At 44.2% G+C, this 21,967-nt stretch carries 25 protein-coding genes; 8 read left to right on the top strand and 17 right to left on the bottom strand.

The genetic code is table 11. From position 1 onward, the window contains the following. Positions 1 to 53: 53 nt before the first annotated feature. The 4 genes from BM528_RS12525 to rpoE all read right to left on the bottom strand — a co-directional run bounded on the left by BM528_RS12525 (position 54) and on the right by rpoE (position 2,915). Positions 54 to 509 (bottom strand): SoxR reducing system RseC family protein, encoded by a 456-nt coding sequence (locus BM528_RS12525; RefSeq protein WP_071980101.1) that lies wholly within the window; start codon positions 507 to 509, stop codon positions 54 to 56. Next, on the bottom strand, positions 502 to 1,521 hold the full coding sequence (locus BM528_RS12530; RefSeq protein WP_071980102.1) for a MucB/RseB C-terminal domain-containing protein: 1,020 nt from the start codon (positions 1,519 to 1,521) through the stop codon (positions 502 to 504). The genes BM528_RS12525 and BM528_RS12530 overlap by 8 nt, the downstream gene beginning before the upstream one ends. Before the next feature lie 134 nt (positions 1,522 to 1,655). Then, on the bottom strand, positions 1,656 to 2,237 hold the full coding sequence (locus BM528_RS12535) for a sigma-E factor negative regulatory protein (RefSeq protein ID WP_071980103.1): 582 nt from the start codon (positions 2,235 to 2,237) through the stop codon (positions 1,656 to 1,658). A gap of 99 nt (positions 2,238 to 2,336) precedes the next feature. Continuing rightward, the gene (rpoE, locus tag BM528_RS12540) at positions 2,337 to 2,915 is read right to left on the bottom strand and encodes an RNA polymerase sigma factor RpoE (protein WP_071980104.1); all 579 of its coding nucleotides are present in this window, start codon (positions 2,913 to 2,915) and stop codon (positions 2,337 to 2,339) included. Positions 2,916 to 3,111: 196 nt separating this feature from the next. Here rpoE and nadB point away from each other — a divergent pair, with 196 nt between their 5' ends. Next, positions 3,112 to 4,797 carry an L-aspartate oxidase gene (gene nadB / locus BM528_RS12545; RefSeq protein WP_071980105.1) on the top strand — a complete coding sequence of 562 codons (1,686 nt, stop codon included), beginning with the start codon at positions 3,112 to 3,114 and terminating at the stop codon, positions 4,795 to 4,797. Between the two features lie 90 nt (positions 4,798 to 4,887). On the opposite strand, the gene BM528_RS12550 is transcribed toward nadB, so the two are convergent. The 3 genes from BM528_RS12550 to BM528_RS12555 are packed head-to-tail and all read right to left on the bottom strand — an operon-like array spanning position 4,888 to position 6,597. Further along, a complete protein-coding gene (locus BM528_RS12550) occupies positions 4,888 to 5,793 on the bottom strand; it encodes a MaoC family dehydratase (RefSeq protein ID WP_071980106.1) in 906 nt (301 codons plus the stop codon). Between the two features lie 26 nt (positions 5,794 to 5,819). Then, positions 5,820 to 6,359 (bottom strand): protein YgfX, encoded by a 540-nt coding sequence (locus BM528_RS19075; RefSeq protein WP_442855887.1) that lies wholly within the window; start codon positions 6,357 to 6,359, stop codon positions 5,820 to 5,822. After that, positions 6,346 to 6,597, bottom strand: a complete 252-nt coding sequence (locus BM528_RS12555; protein ID WP_071980107.1) for an FAD assembly factor SdhE — start codon at positions 6,595 to 6,597, stop codon at positions 6,346 to 6,348. Before BM528_RS12555 ends, BM528_RS19075 begins: the two co-directional genes overlap by 14 nt. Before the next feature lie 193 nt (positions 6,598 to 6,790). Here BM528_RS12555 and ygfZ point away from each other — a divergent pair, with 193 nt between their 5' ends. Together ygfZ and BM528_RS12565 are read left to right on the top strand one after the other, a co-directional pair. Continuing rightward, the gene (ygfZ, locus tag BM528_RS12560; RefSeq protein ID WP_071980108.1) at positions 6,791 to 7,816 is read left to right on the top strand and encodes a CAF17-like 4Fe-4S cluster assembly/insertion protein YgfZ; all 1,026 of its coding nucleotides are present in this window, start codon (positions 6,791 to 6,793) and stop codon (positions 7,814 to 7,816) included. A 57-nt stretch (positions 7,817 to 7,873) separates the two neighbouring features. After that, complete coding sequence (locus BM528_RS12565) at positions 7,874 to 8,359, top strand: FKBP-type peptidyl-prolyl cis-trans isomerase (RefSeq protein WP_071980109.1); 486 nt, start codon at positions 7,874 to 7,876, stop codon at positions 8,357 to 8,359. 75 nt (positions 8,360 to 8,434) lie between these two features. Here the strand turns inward: BM528_RS12565 and BM528_RS12570 are convergent, their stop codons facing one another. Together BM528_RS12570 and nadE are read right to left on the bottom strand one after the other, a co-directional pair. Further along, positions 8,435 to 8,773: a P-II family nitrogen regulator gene (locus BM528_RS12570; protein WP_032096901.1), complete on the bottom strand. Its 339-nt coding sequence runs from the start codon at positions 8,771 to 8,773 to the stop codon at positions 8,435 to 8,437. A 2-nt stretch (positions 8,774 to 8,775) separates the two neighbouring features. Continuing rightward, on the bottom strand, positions 8,776 to 9,612 hold the full coding sequence (gene nadE / locus BM528_RS12575; RefSeq protein ID WP_071981303.1) for an ammonia-dependent NAD(+) synthetase: 837 nt from the start codon (positions 9,610 to 9,612) through the stop codon (positions 8,776 to 8,778). Positions 9,613 to 9,883: 271 nt separating this feature from the next. Between nadE and BM528_RS12580 the strand changes: the two genes are divergently transcribed. After that, positions 9,884 to 10,480 (top strand): GspH/FimT family pseudopilin, encoded by a 597-nt coding sequence (locus tag BM528_RS12580; protein WP_071980110.1) that lies wholly within the window; start codon positions 9,884 to 9,886, stop codon positions 10,478 to 10,480. Between the two features lie 27 nt (positions 10,481 to 10,507). Here the strand turns inward: BM528_RS12580 and BM528_RS19080 are convergent, their stop codons facing one another. Further along, positions 10,508 to 10,894: a type IV pilin protein gene (locus BM528_RS19080; protein ID WP_071980111.1), complete on the bottom strand. Its 387-nt coding sequence runs from the start codon at positions 10,892 to 10,894 to the stop codon at positions 10,508 to 10,510. A 73-nt stretch (positions 10,895 to 10,967) separates the two neighbouring features. Between BM528_RS19080 and BM528_RS12590 the strand changes: the two genes are divergently transcribed. The 4 genes from BM528_RS12590 (at position 10,968) to BM528_RS12605 (ending at position 13,460) form a co-directional block, all read left to right on the top strand. Continuing rightward, positions 10,968 to 11,510: a prepilin-type N-terminal cleavage/methylation domain-containing protein gene (locus BM528_RS12590; RefSeq protein WP_156844062.1), complete on the top strand. Its 543-nt coding sequence runs from the start codon at positions 10,968 to 10,970 to the stop codon at positions 11,508 to 11,510. Between the two features lie 107 nt (positions 11,511 to 11,617). After that, positions 11,618 to 12,265, top strand: a complete 648-nt coding sequence (locus tag BM528_RS12595; RefSeq protein WP_071981304.1) for a prepilin-type N-terminal cleavage/methylation domain-containing protein — start codon at positions 11,618 to 11,620, stop codon at positions 12,263 to 12,265. Beyond that, entirely contained in the window at positions 12,249 to 13,175 is a 927-nt protein-coding gene (locus BM528_RS12600) for a hypothetical protein (RefSeq protein WP_071980113.1), read from the top strand. Before BM528_RS12595 ends, BM528_RS12600 begins: the two co-directional genes overlap by 17 nt. Positions 13,176 to 13,178: 3 nt before the next feature. Then, positions 13,179 to 13,460 (top strand): hypothetical protein, encoded by a 282-nt coding sequence (locus tag BM528_RS12605; RefSeq protein ID WP_071980114.1) that lies wholly within the window; start codon positions 13,179 to 13,181, stop codon positions 13,458 to 13,460. Positions 13,461 to 13,487: 27 nt separating this feature from the next. Here BM528_RS12605 and BM528_RS12610 read toward each other — a convergent pair whose 3' ends face one another. The 7 genes from BM528_RS12610 to fkpB all read right to left on the bottom strand — a co-directional run bounded on the left by BM528_RS12610 (position 13,488) and on the right by fkpB (position 21,966). Then, positions 13,488 to 13,952, bottom strand: a complete 465-nt coding sequence (locus BM528_RS12610; RefSeq protein ID WP_071981305.1) for a type IV pilin protein — start codon at positions 13,950 to 13,952, stop codon at positions 13,488 to 13,490. Next, on the bottom strand, positions 13,952 to 18,049 hold the full coding sequence (locus tag BM528_RS12615) for a PilC/PilY family type IV pilus protein (RefSeq protein ID WP_071980115.1): 4,098 nt from the start codon (positions 18,047 to 18,049) through the stop codon (positions 13,952 to 13,954). The genes BM528_RS12610 and BM528_RS12615 overlap by 1 nt, the downstream gene beginning before the upstream one ends. An 8-nt stretch (positions 18,050 to 18,057) precedes the next feature. Continuing rightward, the gene (locus BM528_RS12620) at positions 18,058 to 18,621 is read right to left on the bottom strand and encodes a pilus assembly PilX family protein (RefSeq protein WP_071980116.1); all 564 of its coding nucleotides are present in this window, start codon (positions 18,619 to 18,621) and stop codon (positions 18,058 to 18,060) included. After that, positions 18,618 to 19,514, bottom strand: a complete 897-nt coding sequence (locus BM528_RS12625) for a PilW family protein (RefSeq protein WP_071980117.1) — start codon at positions 19,512 to 19,514, stop codon at positions 18,618 to 18,620. The genes BM528_RS12620 and BM528_RS12625 overlap by 4 nt, the downstream gene beginning before the upstream one ends. Beyond that, a complete protein-coding gene (locus BM528_RS12630; protein WP_071980118.1) occupies positions 19,511 to 20,140 on the bottom strand; it encodes a pilus assembly protein PilV in 630 nt (209 codons plus the stop codon). Before BM528_RS12630 ends, BM528_RS12625 begins: the two co-directional genes overlap by 4 nt. Positions 20,141 to 20,550: 410 nt before the next feature. After that, complete coding sequence (gene ispH, locus BM528_RS12635; protein ID WP_071980119.1) at positions 20,551 to 21,495, bottom strand: 4-hydroxy-3-methylbut-2-enyl diphosphate reductase; 945 nt, start codon at positions 21,493 to 21,495, stop codon at positions 20,551 to 20,553. Positions 21,496 to 21,498: 3 nt separating this feature from the next. Next, positions 21,499 to 21,966 (bottom strand): FKBP-type peptidyl-prolyl cis-trans isomerase, encoded by a 468-nt coding sequence (fkpB, locus tag BM528_RS12640; RefSeq protein ID WP_071980120.1) that lies wholly within the window; start codon positions 21,964 to 21,966, stop codon positions 21,499 to 21,501. Between the last annotated feature and the right edge of the window lies 1 nt (position 21,967).

The following is a 21,967-nucleotide window of genomic DNA, read 5'->3' on the forward strand; positions in this document are numbered from 1 at the left end:
TAAGTGAGCTTTAGAATAGTTGAAAGCAATAAAAGCTTACGTTAAGGGCATTGTTACTCATTATCGGCAAAATGAGTGTTGAGTAACACGGGTTGATACTTTGATGATTCAACACGACGCAGCTTTTTCGCAATGTATTTATACACAATAACCGTTGCAACTACGCTAGGTAAAACACCCCACAATTCCTGCGTAAGATTCATTTGCTGTAGAAAATAAGACGCAAGTGAGAAGCAAATAATAAAAGAGATTAGGGGCAGTAAATAAAGCCATGCCGATGCACTAAGCACACCCGCTTCAGGTATACCAATAGTGACATTTTGCCCCACTTTCACCGTCATGGGGGTAGATAATGTTAGCCGCTGCGTCTTAGGCGCTAGGGCACGAGATATTGCGCCGGTACCGCAGTCGCTCTGCGCCTGGCAACTGCTGCATGTTGACTTTATCGCAGCTTCAACTGTCACTTTGTCGCCCTCTACAGCAACGACTCTTGCTGACTCTTTAATCATTGTTTTTATTAACTGAACTGATTGATGTCGCGATGGCTTTCGCAGTTTGTAACGGAATTTCGCCAAGTATCGTCACCTGCGCTTTTCCCGCTTTCAACGTAAGAAATGTACTCACTTCATTACGTAGGGCTATATCGCCACCTAACGCATCTTCAGCAGGCTGGACATAAACTGAAACATCTACTAATCCATCACTGAACATTTTGTATTCTACTACTTGTCCAGTTAACGCTAAACGTCGAGTATCCCTTTTCACTTCGCTCATACCAACAGGCAAATAGTTAACCTCCCACCCGTGCGCTCGCGACTGTGTACTTGGCATTGTTATAGGGTCTGGTAATGACGATTGATTGATGCGAGAAAAATAAACAGAAGGCGTTTCCGTGATAGTGAACGCACTCACTTGAATTTGTTCTAGCACGCCCCCCTGCAAATCGAGCATGTTGAGTTTTAATAACATGCCAGACTCTTCATCTAGCCAAAGTTGGTAGCCAAAACGCGTGTTATCTCGACTCACCACTCGTATTTGCTGCGCCGGACGCCCAGCTACCCTCGCCCTGCCAACAAGTACAAACTCATAGCTTTGCAGCAGCTTCTCTGGGTTGTGCAATAGAAGGCTTGGAATGGGCCCATTGATGAAACGCGAACGGATACTATATGGCTGGGTATCAGGCTCGAAAACACTCACGATACTGTCAACACGAATAAGCTCTCTGCCTGGCCCATTTTGCAGATTTAACTGCTCTACCTTGGTCCCATCATCAAGAACCGCATGTCTCCACAGATAGGGAACCGTTTCCTTACCCACCGTCGTTTGCACGAAAGAAACTTGGTAATTTGCTGAAGTAATGAGTGACTGGAGTCGATTGAGCCACTCTACCGACGTTGTAGGCGAAGCGCTCTCATCACTTTCTTGGTTCGTAGGTTGCAAGTTTGATTGGGCATTTGACGAAAATGGCGTAACAAAAGAGAGTGTGAGTAAGAAAAAGAAAACAGATTGATTACAGCGCATTTTTCCTTGCCTTTAAAACAGACATACCAGCACGACTAAATGCTGGTATGTGAAGAAATTAATTGAACACTTTTCGCACAACTAATTGCGTGACCTCTTAGGGTAATTAATCATGCTCATTGGACTGATAGTGGTTAAGGACGATCTGGTTCCTCAGATACCTTTTCCTCTTCATCTATCTGTACCTGTTTCAATTTTACTTGCTGCTCGTGGTCTGCGATAAGCGCATTAATTTTGCGTTTTTTAGCCAGCACTTCGTTCATATCGTTACGCGGTAACGTTCGAGTTTGTTCTAGGCTAACTGGCGCAAGACCGCCCTGAGGACCAGCAGTTGGGGCAGTAGTGAAAGGTTCAGACGGCGCCGGTTGATTCAAATGCTGAACCCCTAAAATAACTGCTAACGCTACTGAAGCTGCCACGGCAAATTGTCCAGATTGTGCAGCAAATGGAATAACATTGCCGAGCACAGGGATAGAGCGCCATCGAGATGTTTTTGGTGCAACAATCGCTGGCTCATTATCTAGCGCAGCAGCGATGCTCGCAGTAAGGTCCATTTCTGGCGCTACGCTCGCTTCTTTTCGCATTGTACTTCGGATGACGTGGTATCTCTGCCACTTAGCTTGAAGCTCCTCATCTTGCTTTATAGCATCGATGATTTTATCGTCTTCTACTTCACCATCCATGAATGCGGACAATTTTTCTTGCTGTTGCGTCATATATTCATATCCAGATCTATTTGATCGTTAACTACCCTAACACAGCTGTTAGTCATCTCAGAAAAAAGAAAGTTCATCTTTTTTAGAATTTATTTAAATTTAATTTTCTAACAGCGGTTGAATCACTTTGTCTATTGCTTCTCTTGCCCTGAATATGCGAGATCTTACTGTGCCAACAGGACAAGACATAACACTTGCTATCTCTTCATAGCTAAGACCTTCAATTTCACGCAGCGTAATTGCCATTCGCAAATCGTCGGGAAGCTTTTCGACTACTTTAAACAGGGTTTCCTCTAATTCATCAGAGAGTAAACTGCGCTCTGGTGTAGATTGCTCTTTAAGCGCATCACTTCCCTCATAATAGTCAGCCTCTTCTGCGTCCACATCACTAGCAGGTGGCTTTCTCCCCTGGGAAACGAGATAGTTTTTCGCGCTATTAACCGCTATACGGTAAAGCCACGTGTAAAAAGCACTATCTCCACGAAAATTAGGTAACGCCCGATACGCTTTAATAAAGGCTTCTTGCGTAACATCTGCTACGTCGCCAGTATTTTTCACGTACCTAGAAACTAAATGCATAACTTTGTGCTGATAACGTGTTACCAACAAATTAAATGCGTTCTTATCTCCACGTTGTACTCTTTCGACCAGCTGCTGGTCGGTTATCTGCTCGCTCATTCGAGCCATTACTCCCTACTTCACATACACAATAGCTCTATTAAGCCTGTGTGTAGACGTGTTCTTCTAAAAAAAGTTCTAATAAAGCATTAAATATTTTAAAAATACTTTACTCACGCCCTAAGAATTATTGTGTTTTGCCACTCATCCATTAGACTTGCCGAACCTTTGCTCGTTTGAAATGATATAAAAATACATGAAATCTGGATCGTCTTCACTAACTTCCACACCAAATGGCATAGAACATCGGTGTGATGTGTTAATAATCGGGAGCGGCGCGGCTGGTTTAAGTTTAGCATTAAAGCTCGCAGATCACTGCCAAGTCATTGTGTTGAGTAAAAGCGACAGAAACGAAGGCTCTACTCGCTACGCACAAGGCGGTATTGCCGCGGTATTCGATGAGCAAGATTCTATCGACGCCCATGTTAACGATACATTGAACGCGGGCGGAGGCTTGTGTGAGGAGCCGGCGGTTCGCTTTACTACAGAACGAGCCAAAGAGGCACTAGAATGGTTAATAAGCTATGGCGTGCCCTTCGACAGAGAGAAAACCGAATCTGGCGAAGACAAATTTCACCTTACTCGTGAAGGGGGTCACAGCCACCGCCGTATTCTTCACGCTGCAGACGCGACCGGCGAAGCGTTACAAATAACCCTAAACGACGCTGTATCTACGCACCCTAACATTCATTTTTTTGAACGTTATAATGCAATCGACCTCATTCCTTCACAAACAGAAGAGAATACCTGTGTTGGCGCCTATGTGTGGAACCGTCAACAAGAACATGTAGAAGTCATTCGCGCCCCCTTTATCGCTCTAGCAACTGGGGGTGGGAGCAAGGTTTACCAGTACACCTCTAATCCTGATGTTTCGAGCGGCGATGGCATTGCCATGGCGTGGCGCGCAGGGTGTAGAGTGTCTAACATGGAATTTAACCAGTTTCACCCTACTTGTTTATTCCACCCGCAGGCACGCAATTTTCTTATTACTGAGGCATTACGAGGCGAAGGCGCCAACCTCTGCCATGCTGACGGTACTCGGTTTATGCATAAATTTGATGAGCGCGGTGACCTTGCCCCACGAGATGTGGTAGCGCGCGCCATCGACTATGAGATGAAGCGACTTGGCGCAGATTGTATGTATTTAGATATCAGTCACAAACCTGCTGACTTTATCGTTAAGCATTTTCCGAATATTTATCGAAAATGTCGCTCTCTGGGTATCGACATTACGCGAGAGCCTATTCCTGTGGTACCGGCAGCACATTACAGCTGCGGCGGAGTTGTTACAGACTTCAACGCAAAAACTGACTTAAATAACGTTTACGCCATTGGTGAAGTAGCCTATACCGGCCTTCATGGCGCGAACCGAATGGCGTCGAACTCGTTACTTGAATGCGTTGTTTTTGCTAGCGCCGCTGCAGACCATATTATCAGTAGTCTTCCGACACAAGATTGTGATGAAGTGATTGCGCCATGGGACGAGAGTCAGGTGTCGAACTCAGATGAAGAAGTCATTATTCAACATAACTGGCACGAACTCAGACTGTTCATGTGGGACTACGTTGGTATCGTTCGCACTGATAAACGCCTAGAGCGCGCTATGCGCCGTATCAAATTGCTCGAACAAGAAATCACTGAATATTATTCTCACTTTAGAGTAAGTAATAATTTACTTGAATTGAGAAATCTCGTGACGGTTGCTGAACTTATTGTTCGTTGCGCTATGGCCAGAAAAGAAAGCCGTGGACTGCATTTTAACCTAGACCACCCTGGTCAGATGAGTAACCCTAAACCCACTGTTTTAGTGCCGCGGAAACAGTTGTCGGGTGAAGATGTAGGTGCGTTAATTACCGAAGGCAGCTTTAGCGGAATGTCATAACGACATTTCTCACTGCCTCTGATAACCCCGATAGCCTGCTCGAAGCAACAGTCTGGTTAGGGCACGTCAGAGGCAGTAATTAATAATCAATTAATAATCAATTTGGACAGATAAATGCGTGATGGTATCGTCGATACTACTCACTTCTAACTGAACACTCTCTTTTGCGGCCGATGGACAATGAGATGGAAGTCGATAAATTGTCAGCACTTCTGGCAATAGCACTGGCTTTTTAAACGTACACACTATTCGTTTAATGTCTTGCGTATGCGACGCATCGCCATCACCTAATCGAGAGGCTACACAGGCCAACGTCCACATTCCATGAGCGATTGCGCGCTTAAATCCAAACAACTTTGCAGAGAGCGTCGATAGATGAATGGGGTTGTAATCTCCCGAAATAGAAGCGTAGCGCCTACCTGTGTCTGATGTTGCGTCAATTTTTGCGATAAGTTCTCGCTGCTGGTTTTCCAAAACCTGAGAAGTTGTATCTCTGCCCTGCTCGCCGAATGTGCGATGTGTATGAGTCGGCTTAGGAGCAACATGTACGGCTTTCACTTTTACCAAATAGCTACTCACTGCACGATAAACAGATTGTCCGTTTTGCAATGCATCAAGCACTATGTCTACTTCCCAGCCTTTAGTATGTGCTCGTACGTCATTGAACCTCACCCGACACTCAAAAGGCTCGCTGAAATCACAGTCTTCAATCACATGTACATCATTGGCACAGTGAATTAAACCTAATAGAGGAAAAGGGCTTTGTTTGTCGAGCAAGCAGCGCATTTGAAGCGGTAGCGACAGCATTTGTAAATAAAGTGGATGCATTTTGTCGCTGTTGGGCCACGCAACTTCCTCACAATATTTACTGTAGTGTTTGTTATCAATACGCAGAGTTTTTGTATGAATTCGTTGCGGCAGCCTAGGCGGCTTGAATTGCATTAGTTGACGCTTGTCTACACGTTTAAATAGCGCTTTTGAATATTCACTTAGCATACATTTCGTCCCTCGGGCATGTTGACCTAAGCCTTTTTTCTAACATAATTTACTGCTCTACAGAGCCTGCGATAATCCCGCTCGGAACATTCACCTTTTAAAATCCAACCAAAGTGCGTGTGGCTACGACTGAAACACTTTGTTTTGACACGAGCCGTCTCAAGACAAATTCCCCATGGATATAATTGAGATGAGCAGTGAATTTGAAAGGCACTGTTTAGCTCTGTGTCGCTGGAGATGTAAGTCACGAGATGCTGTTTAATGACTTTGTTAACGCTGCGGTGGCCCCCATTATCGTCATAGCTAACGTATATGCCCCCCTCATCCGTCAACGTAAAATCGAAACTTTCTTGGTGGTGTCTATACCTAGTATCATGTCTAAGCGACGAACATACCCATAAGACTAAGGCGACAGACGCAAAAATAGTTACCGTCGCCATATCAATCCATGTTGAAAATGCATCGGGCAACGACATCAAGCATACAAGACAAATTAAGCTTAAGGCGGCCCGATTAAGCGCAGTTCTATAACACGTAAAGGTTACGTGTATTCTATACTTTGACACGGTTTACGACAGTGGACACCATCGCAGCTAATTCAGGGTCTTCGCATTTTTGATGTCCCATGAACCATGCGTACAAATCAGGATCGTCACTGGTTAGCAAGCGTTCAAATGTTTCTTGATCTTTATAAGTCAGCTCGTCGAACGCTTGCTCTACAAAGGGAAGCAATAATACATCTAATTCCAACATACCTCTTCGGCATGCCCACTTTAGTCTTGCAAGTCTTTTGGGTTCAAACATAAATTTTTTCAACCTTATTTGTTATCCCTAAATAGTACCACGGGCGTCGTGCCAGGATCACTGCTCTTTTGGTCTGATAACAAAACTAACAGTAACTTAACGCTAAGAATTTTAATCTTATTTAGCTCGCCCCTTGATAAAATCGAGTTTTGCCATACCTTGACATAACGAACAGCAATAAAAGAGTTTGACCATGTCTCATTCCAATACCTTACTTACCTTAGATTCACTGCCAACCGATTACACGGTAGAGCTAAACGGCAGTATGATCATTTCACTAGAAGGTGAGCAGGCAGATAGCTACTTACAGGGCCAATTAACCGTTAATATAAATACGTTAGATGAAAAAACGGTTCGCCACTATGCGCATTGCGACAATAAAGGTAAAACATGGTCTACAGGGTTTATTGCCCGTTATGGAACCAAAATCCTTTTACTGACAAATAAGGATGCAGGCGCTCGCACTCTTGCTGAGCTTAATAAGTATGGCGTTTTTTCAAAAGTCGACATTATCGATTACAGTGAAGAAATGCATGCATATTTTGTATCTCGTTCAGCGGCAAAGAATTTATTAAGCCCTCTATTTTCTGACTCCCCTTTCGTAAACGATGAGTCTCCTGAGCCTCTTATCAGTCATCAAGCCAAAGAAGGCGTGTGTTTTGAAACTGACACCAAACAACCTGGCTATGTTGTAATACTGAATGCCAGCGCAAGTGAAAAACTCAGAGAAAACATAGCTAAGCTCGCCATGGCCTCATATTCACACACCGTGTACGACGCAATAAAAATATCCAATGCGCACGCTCAAATTAGTGGTGATACTGTGGGCGAATACGTCCCGCAAATGCTCAATTTGCACGCACTCAATGCGATAGATTTCGACAAAGGCTGTTACATGGGTCAAGAAGTTGTTGCAAGAACTCGCTTCTTGGGTAAAAACAAACGGGCAGCATACGCTTTTCACGTTGCAAAAAGCGTTGAGTTATCAGCGGGCGATACAGTTGAAAAACAGCTTGGCGATAACTGGAGAAGGGCTGGCCAAATTATCAGTGTTGCTAAGTTGGAAGGTGAGACGTGGTTTATGGCGGTGCTATCAAATGAAACAACCGAAGAAGATTTACACCGTTTGGCTGATCATAGCGCTATAACCTGTTACCCTTGCCCCTTGCCGTATAGCATAGAGCAACAAGCCAGCAATATCGTCAAGAAACGTCGATAGGCGCAGCGGCAACCGATTTACATTCATTTACCCTCACGGGACAACTTAGGATTTTTTATGACTATTACCTCTGACAGCGTTGTTACACTTCACTACACTGTTTCAACCGAAGATGGAACCACTCTGGACTCATCTGAAGGAAAGGAACCGCTAGTTGTGTTACTCGGTCAACGCTTCCTTATTGAGGGACTAGAAGACGCACTAATTGGCAAAGAAAAAGACGAAAGCTTCAATGTTTCTGTTGCACCGGAAAAAGCATACGGCGAGCGAATCGACGAGCTAGTACAAACAGTTCCACGCTCTATGTTCGAAGGCACAGAAGTGGAAGTAGGCATGTCATTTCGTGCAACAACACCTCAGGGCGAGCAATCGGTCATTATCATAGAAACCACCGATGACGAAGTTGTTGTTGACGGAAATCATCCTCTTGCAGGTATTCCGCTAACGTTTGACGTTAATGTTGTTGATATTCGTGAACCTACCGCAGAAGAGCGCGAACACGGTCATGTGCACGGACCAGAAGGTTGTGGACACGACCACTAAAGTGGGCGAATCTGAATATCAAAAAAGGGAGCTATTTCGCTCCCTTTTTCAGTGCATTTTGACAAGTTTCAAAACTTATATGGCGTCTTCGTTTTGCTCACCGGTACGAATTCGCACAGCACTTTCTACGTTATAAACAAATATTTTGCCGTCGCCAATTTTACCCGTTTTAGCTGCTGATTGAATGGCATCTAAGGCTTGCTCAACGCGTTCGTCGTCGAGCACTAGCTCAACCTTGATTTTAGGTAGGAAATCAACTTGGTATTCAGCTCCGCGGTAGAGCTCCGTATGGCCTTTTTGCCTACCGAAACCTTTTACCTCGGTTACTGTCATCCCTGCAATACCGACTTCAGCTAAGGCTTCCCTGACATCGTCCATTTTAAATGGCTTAATGATAGCTTCGATTTTTTTCATGATTACAACTCATCGTAAATTGTTGGAATGGGTACACGCTTGTGTTGTGTACGTTCATAAATATAAAGCAATTTCTCTTCCACTTCAGCAGGCACTGGCTTACCTTCGAGAAAATCATCAATCTGATCATAGGTCATACCCAGCGCCAACTCATCGGCTTTCTGCGGCGCAAGACTCTCTAAATCGGCGGTTGGCGCTTTAGTAATAATATTATGTGGCGCTCCCAAATGAGCAGCTACAGCGCGAACTTGTCGTTTGCTCAGCCCAAACAAGGGTGCAAGGTCACATGCGCCATCACCATATTTTGTGTAAAACCCTGTAATATTTTCAGCTGAGTGGTCTGTACCCAACACAAGTCCGTCTACCATGCCGGCAATTTCATACTGAGTGACCATGCGGGTACGCGCTTTCACGTTCCCTTTTACAAAATCTTGTTTGGCAATACTGTCGGGCAACAACCCTGCAGCTTCCAATGCTTGGCTTGTCGAAGCGTGTATTGCATCTACTCCCGGCTGAACGTTTACCGAAACTGAATGCGTGGGCTCAATAAAGTCTATAGACTGCTGAGCATCGTCTTCATCTGCCTGAGTGTCGTAAGGCAGTCTTACCGCTATGAACTGGTAGCTTTCGTGATTTTCATGGTTTAGTTCATTAACAGCGAGTTGTGCCAACCGACCTAACGTGCACGAATCTATGCCACCGCTAATTCCTAATACTAAGGCATTTAACCCTGAGGTAAGCAACTGCTTTTTAATAAATGAAACTCGTCTCGCAACCTCAAATTCAACATCGATTTCAGGAAGCACTTGCATCTCTTTAATAACTGCTTGTTTTTGCATCATAATATCCACGTATATTTTAAGCGTCTTAGTAGGAGAGTTTACGATAATATGAATGTAGATGTTAGTGGCAACGTAAAAGGCCACGTGTCATAGTATTGAGCGTCATTAGGTTATCGTAAAGACGTATAGCGAACCATGCGCAATAGGAGCAACATATACCCTATTGCGCAGAGTTTTAGTGTACGCTAAAACATACGCCATTTGTGCATCAAATTTAATGCTTCGGATTAAAAAAGTGTCAGACTTTCAACATAAGCTTTGAGTAGTAATGATAAAACAACAAAATCAACATAGTCGAACTCAACCCGCTTTAGCGTTAGGCGCTCGGCAAGCGGGTCTCACGCTGCTTGAGCTCTTAATTGCCGTCGCTATCGTTGCTATTATGTTAACGACAGTGGCACCTGCCATTCAAAGCATACTCATCAAAAGCAGAATTACGTCTGATTTAAATAGCTTAAGCGCTGTGGCTCAACGCGCCCGATTTACCGCAGTCGACGAGCAATCGAGGGTTGTTATGTGCCCTACAGCGAACTATACAAGCTGTGTAACCGACTGGAAAAATGCGACTATGATCTTCGTTGATGCTAACCTCAATGGCTCAAGAGACGCCTCTGAAGAACTCATTACCACCAGCGATCCACTTAACAGTGCAAACTCTATATACGGTATATCCGGTGCTATCACCTTTGATGAGCAGGGCGGTATTAGTCAAGCTGCCACCATTACTTTATGCCCGAAAGATAACAACACCGAATATGCCTCTGCGCTTCTGTTATCCCTTTACGGGCGAATATCAGTAGCAGTGGACAGCGACGGTGACGGAAAAAAGGAAAACCTAACTGGTACTGCGCTGAGTTGTTCATAAGACAAGAAATAGTATAAAGATAAAAACCTAAAACCTGCTCCAGCAAGCTTTAGGGAGTAACTCGCTGGCATTAACAATTAGCGTACTGCAAGGTGACTTTTTGTCAAAGTATGTGAGTATAGCTTTAAATTCATAATGGCTTGCAGTACTCGCCACCTCCTTAATAAGTACGCCACTAGCATCGATATCAGGTAAGTGAGATAAAGAAACGTATGCACCAGTGCTAAGCCAATGACGGGACTGAATAGACTGAAGCTTTATCATGTGACTTTTGGCCAAAAACCTAGACGTTAGCCTTTGGCTTTCTTTAAACGTCTGCATTGTCAGCAAGCTTAGTATCGCCACAATAGATATCGTTATTAACAGCTCCGCTAAAGTAAAGCCCCTAGAATCACATTTTGAATTCCCTTCCATAGTACAGATTACCTTCTACGCCATTCACCGATACATTAAGCCTATCAAGTCATTTAGAAAGGGATAACCGATCTTGAGCACGGTTTTAGACGTGAGAGCTCCTCACAACACACTCCACAGAGGCATGTCGCTAATGGAATTGATGGTGGCATTAGCAATTTTAAGCATTGTACTGACTCTTTCACTGCCATCCTTCGCTAAATGGCAAGAGGCTAACGAATTCAAACAGGCGCTTAGACATCTGACACAGCTCGCCGAATCGGCAAAAGTGGCTGCCATATCATCACAGTCTGATATATCGGTGGTAGTAGATATTAACTCGGGACAATGCGCTGGAGTCAGTGATTTGTCCTTATGCGACTGCACCGTTAAAAATGCCTGCAGGGTAAATGGCGTGGAACATATTTTTACCGCTGAAAGCCTTAAAACTAAGCTGACGACCTCCGACAATAAAAACCGTCTTATTACCTTTGATAAATTTGGTGCAGTGGATTTTGGGCACAACACCACTGTAAATGTGCATAGCGCCTCTTATTCTGGAAAAGTAGTGATCAGCGCATTAGGGCGAGTAAAGCAATGCTCTTACGGACACCTTGCCGGAGTAGCGAAATGCTAGCAAGCATAATTAAGTATAAAGGCAAGACTAAACAAAATGGGCAGATCTCGGATCGACAGATCTCGGGTCGACAGGCCGCGGGTCGACAACACCCGGGACAGATTAAAGTGAAAAGGAAGCAAACAAAGCGAGCAGAATACCGCACTTTAAAAAAGGGGCCATATAACGGATTTAGTCTCGTAGAATTACTCATCGCTATCAGTATAGCGGGTATTTTAATGGTATTTGCGACCCAGCATACTGCCTACTTCTACTCTAACTTATTAAAAGTGCAATTCGCGATTGCCATTGAAGAAGAGCTTGACGCCCTTGAACACGTGATATCAACACATCTAGAGAAAGCCGGATACCTGCAGCAGACAAAAGTCGTTCAACTTGCACTACCTTCAACATCGCTCGCTTCAGTAGCTATTTCACAATTTGGCAAGGAGGCTGCGAATAGCTGTATCACTTTTTCCTATGACCAAAATAGTGACGGTAAAGTAAGCACCTCACCCAACGAATTTTTTGGATTTCGACTTCGAGACAAAGCCATAGAGTATCGCGTAGCCAAACGAACCTGTAAGCAAGCCTACTGGCAAGATGCTACCGATAGTAAAGACATTCAAATAGACGACTTTTCAGTTGCTACTTCCGCCCTCACGTCATGGGGAGCCAGCTATACAGTAACCATAAAAGCATCCAGCCGAATAATGTCGAGTGTGAAGGCTACTAAAGTTTTTATCGTAGAGGTGGCGAATGTTAGACAAAAATAGAAAAGTACTCACCGCACTTACCATTAAGCTGAAACAGAAAACCGATAAAAAACAACGTGGCGTGTTTATTATGGCATCTGTTTTAATGCTGCTCGGTATTTCTGCGTTCACTTTGGCCAGTATTAGTGCGGCCGTAAATCGCCATAAGATAATGAAAAGTACCACATCGACGGCGAAAGATAGCTATACCGCAACAAAAAATGAACTTCGACGTATAGGTTCGCAGTTGCGTGTTGTGCCAATAAGTTCCATAAAATCGACCAACACAAATATATCCCATACTATTTTAACGAGTAACTATGAGGGAGCAAATTCTCAGCCACTTAAAGTATTCGACGTAACTGTTACCTATCATGATAGTCACTTTGCCACTGAGATGAGCCAGCGCTTCCTTCACTACCCTGCCATACTTAATATCCCAAGCGTTTTTCAGTCAACGTCCTCCGATACAAACATTACGCAATGGTTGTTTAATAGGAGTGTTAGCACGCTGACAGCAAAATATTTTCCACTTAGTAATACCACAAACGAGTGTGTAGACCTTAAAGGGGCGACTATGCACTGGGTAACAGGAGACTGCGAATTAAACTATAACGATGTCGACCACAGTAGCGCGTCGACCCCAATGCTGCTTATTGTTGAAGATGGAGATGTTCTTGTTACCGCAGGTACGCCTTTCTACGGCATGATAATAATGCTGTCAGGCAATACCACTAAACACAGCGTTACCATAGAACACGGAGCAAGTATACAAGGTGCACTATGCTCAAACACCCCAATATCGCTTCAACAATTTGGTTCAAACAGTTACGCCAAGCAAGTTCTACTCAACCTTCAAAAAGCCCCTAAACTTGCAAAAATAATGTCTATTCCCGGAAGCTGGTCTAATAATCTGAAAAAGGCATTGTAAAATATGAACGAAATCAACAAGCAATCGAAAGCAGGTGATAGTGTTAGCAGTCAGGGAGGTGGTGCTTTGATAGAAGTGCTGATCGCAAATGCTTTGTTTCTCACAGTTACGGCGGGGCTGATGAGCGCCTTTGGGCATACTGAGTCTTTGTGGAGCGCATTAAAAAGTGCAGAAACGTCTCACCAGATGATAATTAACAAACAGCGGGAAAACATTATTTCTGAGCCATACGAGCAGACTTGGGATGATATACAAAGGCTCACCCCGATTAAACCTGCTCCTTAACTGTATTGCCACATAGAGACAGTACTTTTAGCAAGACCAGCAATACTCTCCCGAATCTAGAGAGCCGTTATTATTTTTGTCCCACCCTTTGCGTCCATCGCTAAAGTAGAACAATGCGCCATCGCTAGCCTGACCTGAGCCACTCACCGGCGTTGCTTTGAGTTCATAACTGGTTGCGTTAGCAGCAACAATAGTTAAATTATAACGCTTGTTCGCCGCATTTTCAGATGACGGTGAGTAAGTAGCAAAAATAGCGGGCGCCCCAGTATTACTGCCGCCGCTTCCTGCGCCTTCGTAGCTGAATGAACCACTTTGATGCCGCTCCATAGCAGCAGCAAATGCAAGCAAATCTGCCTGTCCAGTCCCTCTATAGCCATCTGCAATAACGCCCTGGTAAGACGGATACGCAATACCAGCAATAATGCCAATAATGGTGACCACAATCATCAATTCTATTAATGAAAAACCTTTTTGGCTTTGTTTACTCACAATCACTGTTCTCGCTCTGTTTCAGAATGCCAACTGCCCCGCTGAATGCGCTCAAACCTGCCATAAATATTTTGACCCAAGCATTCAAACTCAGAAGCACACGCTTTATCATTACCGTCTTCATCAACCTCAATTACCGCAGAAACACATTCTGTTCCCAAGCAAACCACTGGGCTAATGATATTTTCAATCAAAATCTTAGTTTCTGGCGCAATACCTGTTTGCTTCAGATCGGCCGAGCGATCGTCATTATCAAGAATGCCGTTGATGTTTAAGTCGGTCAGTGCATTACCATTAAACATACTCACTAAGTACGCCCTGCTATTCCCAGTAGGAGGTGCACATGCACTTGTACTGCTAGAAGATGGAACATAGGTTGTAAAGAAAACCTTATAATCAATGATGAGCGGTGAGGAAAGAACTTTTTCTCCTCCAGTTGTCAAATTCAGATACCATCCTGATTTATTGGCAAAATCTTGAGCAGCAATTTCTCTCTCCGATTCAACACTGCTGGTTAACGCATGACTCGTCGCATTGTACATGTCACTCTCATACACGGTCGGCATAAAGGTGTAGTCTCCATCGGTATCCCGATTGAAAACTCCACCGTCTTTTAGCATATAAAAATTATCTTCAACCACTGTATCAAGTGGAGAAGCGCGCCAACCACTGCCTATGGCAACACCATAGTAAAGTTCATCACGCAACGCTATTTCTGTGACATCTGGTCCGTAGTAAAAGCGTCGATTCGACTCTGCTGTATCGCCACCAAAGTCAGCCAGTCTAGCCCCTTTAATAAACTCTGCTCCAGTCTCACCGTTATAGATATCTAATCGGAAAAGTTGGCCACCCGTATCACTCACATACATATGGTCGGCTAAACCATCGTTATCTCTATCGATAACTGAGATTCGCCCTGGAATACTGTATTGCATTGAAGGGATATTTAAATCGGCCCCTTCATTACTGGCATGCCATAGAAGTGCTCCAGTATCGGCATCAAATATAAATACAGCGTTTCCGAAGCCGTCACTCGCTCTTACCATTCTGTCATCTTGAGCGTTATCATAACCGCCTCCGACAATCATAACGTTTTTAACCGAACCACCCATTTTTACTTTTGTTATGGTAGGTCTTGACCACGTTTCACCTAACTTAGCCAATGCGCCAGCGCCACCTTCAATCTTGTATTTTAGTACCGGTGACGTTTTCTGAGTAACGTCGAAAACATAGTAATTTCTGCCACCTCTTCTCATGCCGACATAGAGGTAAGTGCTGCTTCCCACCGTTCTCAGAACCATATCTCCGTCTATGCCATATTTATGATTAAACGACGAGAGATCTTTGTAGAAATGATCAAGATTAGATAACAGCTCTTTGGGCATAATGGCAAAATTCTCAGCGCCGGTCTCAGTATCAAAGGAGTGAATCATACCGTGATTGGTCGCCACAAATATTGCAGAGTCATTTTCACCGTAGTTGACAATAATAGGCTGAGAATGAATAGGGTCGCCCATTCTAGGCACAAAGTCGCTTGTGCTGCCATCACCATCAGAGTCTTTGACATCAACTCCTCTTGCCCATTTTAAAAGCACATCTCTAAGAGCCTCTGCATCATCTTCATCCGCAATTCCCAAGTCCGACTCAGTAATAGATTCATTGCGCTCGTGCAGTTCATTGGCACTTCGAACTATGGCGCCTGTACTATCGAAAACATAAAGGTTTCTTCCTGATAATAGCTTGCTTGCCGCTCCCCCCTCACGCACATCTTTGCCGTCGGCTAACACTGACCAATAGCTATGAGAGTTCTCGGAAAAGAACCCTGTGACGCTATCAACAGCACTGTTACCATTTTTGTCTAGTACTTTATCTCCGCTCAACTGATAGCGCTTCAGGTTTCCAGGCCATATTGCACCCTCGCTAGGCTTAAATAATGCAAAATATAGCTCGTCGCGATGAGTTAGACGATTTAATTGGTTCACCGCCACACCGGGTGACACAAAGGTCGCATTAATATCCTTCACAGAACGCAAAATAGTATTAAAAGCTTCTAACAGATCTTCACTGTTATCTGCTTGATAAAATCCACCGCCACTTTGAACGGCAAGTTGATTCAAAAAGTTATTCGCCGTGCTGTTGGCGGCAAAACCGATGGTATGGGTTATCACGCGAGGACCAATGACAGAGGTCTCTGCTTCACTGATATTACGTACTAAATTAAGTCCACATTTTTCACCGCCACTGCCGGTACAACTTTCACCTAGCAGGGTCTGTATTTTATTTACACTGTGATTGTTATTTGCCTGACCGTCGGAAAGCAGCACAATGTGGTTGTTAGTTTGACATTGAAGGTCTGATACGGGCGAAATATAAGTAGCACCTGCCGGTATACGCTCGTTTATACAATCACTGTCGGAAAGGTTGTCCTCTAAACATCCCGATGGACGAATGGGATCTGCTCCAAGATAAGAAGCTCGATGGCTGACTCGAGTGCTCCTTCTTACCGTGTTACTGACGTCACTTTTACCTCTCTCCAGCCCGTAATCCACCGCATTGCCGCCATAATAGTTGGCTGCTTCATAGAGTGTATCAACTATCGGGGTAAGACCATTTGCACTTAATTCGTCCACTTTACTCATCAAGTGTTCACGCACAGTGAAAGAGGCCCCTGGCGTTGCTGCACCGTTGTATTTGATGACTAATCGAGGCGCAAGTGACGCCTCGCCCGAATAGCTAAATGCTCCACGATATCCTTGGAAATCATCAAAAACAAATGCCATATCGTTCCCCGGTCGCCAGCCGGAACGATCGACTATTTCCTTTAACATACTGCTAATATTGGGGGTTCGGTAATCACTATAGCTGTAAAAGCTGGGCATTGACCAAACCAGGCCCGATGTTTTTGGGAGGTCTCTTAATGTATAGCGCGCTCTGTTCCTGTTTCTTCTGCCATTTGTATTAGGGAAAGATGCTGCGTCATCTTGAGCGACGCCGCGAATTCGCATACTAGCATTTGATGTTGTGGTTGTATCGTAAGCACTGAATTCTATGAATGCCTCTTCAATTTCGGCACCTTGAGGCAAATTTATGTTGTTAAAGCGGACCGCAATATAACTGTTATATTGGTTAGTGAAAGACAGAATACTTCCAGTATTAGGATAACCGTTCGTGTCCTCCTCGTAATTCTCTCCTTGAGACGCCACTTGATAAACACTTTCACCCTGCGTACACCCGGTAGCGGTAGTATCGTCATAAGATACGACAAGTTGAGGAGAGCCGCTTAACCCCTCGTCAATCGCTCGTGCTTTTCTATCACTGAGAGGGTTAATACTTGAACCTTCAATCAGTATGTTGATGCTTTTTCCACCGCACCAATCTGAAAGATTAATCACCTCTTGCAAAACATTGCTTATATCCGGCGTGGTAACCACTTCACCTGATGTTGGAAAACTGTTGTTTGTTGTCCATTCTACATTGGTCGCGGTTTTAACACGGGATGAAAGATTATTTGAAGAAGCAGAGAATTCAGACCCGCTTGCAGATGCCTCTGCAGATATTACTAAAGAAGTATCAGCTATATCAAAACCTTCTGAAGTAAAACGGATATTAGCGCTTACTATGCTTGCTCCCTGGGGAATTTTTAGACCATCAAAGCGCAAGCCTGATGTAACTGTGTTAGTACCTTTACTTAAGACCAGTTCATTTGACTCTGTAGTGACTGAGCCGTCAATTTCATGGGCATCATTGTTGTTTTTACCGGTAGAGAGCACAATTTCAGGTCTTACCGCATCGTCGATATCTCTTATCGGGTAAAGAATGGGTCCGCCGTAATCGGAGAAACGCATCAGTCCTGCATTGATGTTGGTAGCAGATCCTAATGCATTTTTAAGCGCATTCTGTACTCTTAACATACGAGATTGAGTTGTCCCGTCGTAATTTCCCATACTTCCCGAAGAATCCATAATAAAGAGCACATTCGGATTATAAGTAACAGCACTATCAGCATTGCCCAGGTAGATATCCAGGTCATCGCCTAGGGCAGAAAAACCGATACAACTAAACAGAACGCTTGATGTTAAATAACTTATTAACTTTTTCATAATGCTACCTATTGAGATGCCGGACCAAAAACCGAAGCGGCAAGCGAGTTTGCTACTACTGTAGGTTTCCCTGTCACTTTTCCACACCCTCTAATAATAAAAACATGGCAATTCACGTTACTACCGCCAATGACGTTGCTCGACCCGCGGCATGCTTGCTCTCTAATAAACGCTGTTCTCGACCAGCTTTTCGTCTTCATAGAAGATTGATAGCTTCCCGACGTTACATGCCTGCTGCCAGTAGTAAGACCCCCTGCTGTCATGTGTCTATCGGTCCAATCACCATCATCAAAACAACTCATATCATCAACATCAGGGTCGAATATTGTTCCCTGTCGCGCTTCCGAAAGCGGGTCTGTTAGCGTATCGTCTGCTAATAGCACTTCGTCTTCAGATTCAAAAAACACGCCGGCTATGGCTGATTCAGCTGCATCAAAAGCCAAACCGCTTTGCTGCATCGACATAGCCATTTTTGACTGAGATAAACTACTCGTTACAGCGCTCACACCCAGTACCGTAATTGAGAGAAGTACTAGGAGCGCGAATACCATTACCAAACCATGCTGTTTCATCGTGAACTCCTGACAAAGTTTTTCATATTTCGAAGCGCTAACGTTTTAGAAAAGACCTGATAATAATGTGCGGTGTCCATGGTTTTTGCTGCTTCGTTAAGTAGTGCAAATTTTTGTGCGGTAGTTTGCCTGACCTCGTTTTGATAGCTTTTAAGCATAAGTGCCCAACGCAATGAGACCACAAGTTGGTTATTCGCGCGCATGTTGGCTAATTGATCAGCAGTAACATAAGAAATAGCCTGCCCCTGCGACGTCATTATTTCGTCCGATACACCAAATTGTATTTGAAAGCTTTCAACATTATCTAACAATGTCACTGTAATAGGAGACACAGTTTGGGACTTAAGCCCTCGCAATACGCGGCCGTCATACCCCGTGCATTTAAGCTCGCTACCCACGACAAAATAATGATTTACAACGTGGAATTCTGTATCGACAGGATAACCGTGACGATTACCCGTACAGTCACTCGCGCCAAGTAAGCTAACGACTAGCTTGTCGCTTCCTCCACTGCCCGTTTGAACGGTGCCGAGAGTAGCATTATTGATAAAATCTCCGGCCAGAGCTACCGCATTGTTTTGCACATAGGCAGCTTCAGCGACAATATCCACCGATGTATCTATATTTGCAGTGATTAAATCGTAACGCCCAACTTCGTAAAACTCTTTCGAAAGCCGGCTCATTATAAATCGACCTGACTCCTGAACTTGAGAAACGGCTTGGTTCAATTTATTAGTTACGCTGCTGCTTACTAGTACCTGAATAATTGCGCCAGAAATGATTAGCCCTAAGGTGAGGGTTATCATTAATTCCACCAATGAAAAACCTGCATGCTTCTTATTTTTAGAAACAATATTGTTACCTTGAAAACCGTTTGCAGAATGCAAATTCATAGTGTTATATCCTTCAAAACACAGGCATTGCTTGTGCCTGTTGAAGGGTTGCAACGGGTGTTTAGCGTGTACTTTTGGTTGCCCGATGACGATACTGGCCACGATAGTATAATTTCAATACGAGAACCTGCGCTGCAGGTATATATATCGGCGCTGTTGTTATCATTACACCCTACCGAAATTGTTGTTTGGGGATTAGTTTGAACTGCCGAACACGACAAGGCCCAACCGTCATATTGCGCCATCTGTTGTTCAGAACATTCGTTATTTTCACAATTTGGGACAGCTGCGGGTTTAGACAAGCAAAAACACTGATAAGGCTGAGTTGAACCAGTACAGCTGAGCGAAGAAAAATTGTAGGACGATGTGGAGAAATAGGCATTATTGACTACCATGCCGTCACCTACCGTGGCTGGGCGTGCAGCAGCTCTAAGTCTCTCAGCTACTTGCGCTGCGACTAATTCTGCCTGGGTTCTGCTGATTGCATCTTTGTTCGCAAAAGAGCCCGTAAACTGCAAAGCGGCAACACCTAGCAGACCCACCACTAAAATAAACAACGTGATAAGGATCTCAATCAATCCTACGCCTTTTTGAGAGGTGATGTGGTTGTCCTTAACGTGCTTCATTGTTTCCTTTAGCGATGCCATATTTACTCAACCAACTAGTCGTCGTTTACACTTTTGCCAGTTAAGCAGTTTAGACCCAAAAGAATCTAAAATAAGTATCTTTGATTATTTAAACGTATAATTTAATACAAACAGTCTTTTTAATGATTCATCTTCGCTCTTGTTGCCAGCCATATCTCAACGCGAACGCATTATAGATACTTTCCTTAACCTGCTGATGCAAAAAACGAAAGGTTTAATGTCCTGTATCGGCATGAGATTTCGACCGCTATAGGTATGATTATCCATTCTTTTTAGCTTATTAACAGTAGACAAAAGCATAAAAAAAACGCAGCTTTTTGCTGCGGTTTTAAGTTTATCGTGTAGTTGCGGCTGTGGCATTGTTTGAAGGTTTGAGGGCTAGATAATAATCAGCTTACCTGCTTTACGCGCAGCTCCTTAGGTACAGCAAACTCAACATTTTCCTCTCTGCCTGAGCGCTCCGACGCTGACACCGCGCCCCATTCTTTAAGGCGATCGACGACGCCTTGAACCAAAACCTCGGGAGCTGATGCCCCGGCTGTAACGCCAATGTGATTTACATTCTCCAACCACGATTTCTGGATACAATTCGCGTCGGCAATCAAATACGCTTTCGCCCCTATCTTTTCTGCCAACTCACGCAGACGATTTGAGTTTGAGCTATTTTGCGCACCAACTACTAATAGCACATCGCAATCGGTTGCAAGGTCTCGCACTGCATCCTGACGGTTTTGCGTTGCGTAACAGATATCATCTTTACGAGGCCCTTTGATAGCAGGAAACTTTTCTCTCAAGGCATCAATAACGTCGGCGGTGTCGTCTACCGATAAAGTAGTCTGGCTGCAGTAATAAAGGTTAGACGGGTCTTTAACTTCTAGCTTTTCAACGTCGCTTTCTGACTCAACCAGGTAAATCCCGCCATCATCATTGCTGTACTGGCCCATGGTGCCTTCAACTTCAGGGTGACCCGCATGACCAATTAAAATACACTCAGTGCCGGTTTTACTCGCTCGCGTTACTTCCATATGTACTTTTGTTACTAGAGGGCAAGTAGCATCAAACACCTTTAAACCGCGTGATATGGCGTCTTTGCGTACGGCCTGCGATACGCCGTGAGCAGAGAAAATAACGATACTATCATCTGGCACCTCGTGAAGTTCGTCCACAAAAAGAGCACCGCGTTCACGCAGACCATCAACAACAAACTTGTTATGAACCACTTCGTGACGTACGTAAATGGGTGGCTCAAACATTTCAAGAGCCCGCTCTACTATGGTAATTGCACGGTCTACACCAGCACAAAAACCCCTTGGGTTTGCTAGATGAATTTGCATGTTCTAACTCTCGCTTTGGGCGTGCGTGCCTGGTTTAACATCCAATATTTCGACATCAAAAATGACAGTTTGCCCCGCCAATGGATGATTAAAATCTACAGTGACCGAGTCTCCTGCGACGCTGCGAATGATTCCAGGTATTTCAGATCCATCCGGCTGCGCAAAAGCCAAAATCATACCTTCCTCAATTTTGAGGTCTGCACCAAAACGGCTTCTGTCCATGTAGTGCATGTTATTAGGATTTGGCTCACCAAAGGCGTCATTGGCCTCTAAAGTAAAGGCTTTTTTATCACCCTTTTTCAAACCCACTAAGCACGCTTCAAAGTTAGGCGTAAGACTACTGTCTCCCATCACTAATTTCGCTGGCTTGTTGTTTACGCGGGTGCTGTCTGCCGCAGAGCCATCTTCCAATTTCAAGTCGAAGTGAAGAATAACTTCACTGTCATTACCTATTACCAACGATTCTGTCATA

Origin of the sequence: Alteromonas sp. RW2A1 (genome assembly GCF_001886475.1) — a bacterium.
Classification (GTDB): Bacteria; Pseudomonadota; Gammaproteobacteria; order Enterobacterales; family Alteromonadaceae; genus Alteromonas; species Alteromonas hispanica.

Bases quoted from the DNA above. Each gene is read 5' to 3' on its own strand.
- BM528_RS12550 (WP_071980106.1), bottom strand. From the start codon at position 5,793: ATGCTAAGTGAATATTCAAAAGCGCTATTTAAACGTGTAGACAAGCGT.
- nadE (WP_071981303.1), bottom strand. From the start codon at position 9,612: ATGCAAAAACAAGCAGTTATTAAAGAGATGCAAGTGCTTCCTGAAATC.
- BM528_RS12620 (WP_071980116.1), bottom strand. From the start codon at position 18,621: ATGAAACAGCATGGTTTGGTAATGGTATTCGCGCTCCTAGTACTTCTC.
- BM528_RS12555 (WP_071980107.1), bottom strand. From the start codon at position 6,597: ATGTTTGAACCCAAAAGACTTGCAAGACTAAAGTGGGCATGCCGAAGA.
- ispH (WP_071980119.1), bottom strand. From the start codon at position 21,495: ATGCAAATTCATCTAGCAAACCCAAGGGGTTTTTGTGCTGGTGTAGAC.
- BM528_RS12580 (WP_071980110.1), top strand. From the start codon at position 9,884: ATGATAAAACAACAAAATCAACATAGTCGAACTCAACCCGCTTTAGCG.
- rpoE (WP_071980104.1), bottom strand. From the start codon at position 2,915: ATGAGCGAGCAGATAACCGACCAGCAGCTGGTCGAAAGAGTACAACGT.
- BM528_RS12565 (WP_071980109.1), top strand. From the start codon at position 7,874: ATGACTATTACCTCTGACAGCGTTGTTACACTTCACTACACTGTTTCA.
- BM528_RS19080 (WP_071980111.1), bottom strand. From the start codon at position 10,894: ATGGAAGGGAATTCAAAATGTGATTCTAGGGGCTTTACTTTAGCGGAG.
- BM528_RS12530 (WP_071980102.1), bottom strand. From the start codon at position 1,521: ATGCGCTGTAATCAATCTGTTTTCTTTTTCTTACTCACACTCTCTTTT.
- BM528_RS12600 (WP_071980113.1), top strand. From the start codon at position 12,249: ATGTTAGACAAAAATAGAAAAGTACTCACCGCACTTACCATTAAGCTG.
- BM528_RS12525 (WP_071980101.1), bottom strand. From the start codon at position 509: ATGATTAAAGAGTCAGCAAGAGTCGTTGCTGTAGAGGGCGACAAAGTG.
- BM528_RS12615 (WP_071980115.1), bottom strand. From the start codon at position 18,049: ATGAAAAAGTTAATAAGTTATTTAACATCAAGCGTTCTGTTTAGTTGT.
- BM528_RS12535 (WP_071980103.1), bottom strand. From the start codon at position 2,237: ATGACGCAACAGCAAGAAAAATTGTCCGCATTCATGGATGGTGAAGTA.
- ygfZ (WP_071980108.1), top strand. From the start codon at position 6,791: ATGTCTCATTCCAATACCTTACTTACCTTAGATTCACTGCCAACCGAT.
- nadB (WP_071980105.1), top strand. From the start codon at position 3,112: ATGAAATCTGGATCGTCTTCACTAACTTCCACACCAAATGGCATAGAA.
- BM528_RS12625 (WP_071980117.1), bottom strand. From the start codon at position 19,514: ATGAATTTGCATTCTGCAAACGGTTTTCAAGGTAACAATATTGTTTCT.
- BM528_RS12605 (WP_071980114.1), top strand. From the start codon at position 13,179: ATGAACGAAATCAACAAGCAATCGAAAGCAGGTGATAGTGTTAGCAGT.
- BM528_RS12630 (WP_071980118.1), bottom strand. From the start codon at position 20,140: ATGAAGCACGTTAAGGACAACCACATCACCTCTCAAAAAGGCGTAGGA.
- fkpB (WP_071980120.1), bottom strand. From the start codon at position 21,966: ATGACAGAATCGTTGGTAATAGGTAATGACAGTGAAGTTATTCTTCAC.
- BM528_RS12570 (WP_032096901.1), bottom strand. From the start codon at position 8,773: ATGAAAAAAATCGAAGCTATCATTAAGCCATTTAAAATGGACGATGTC.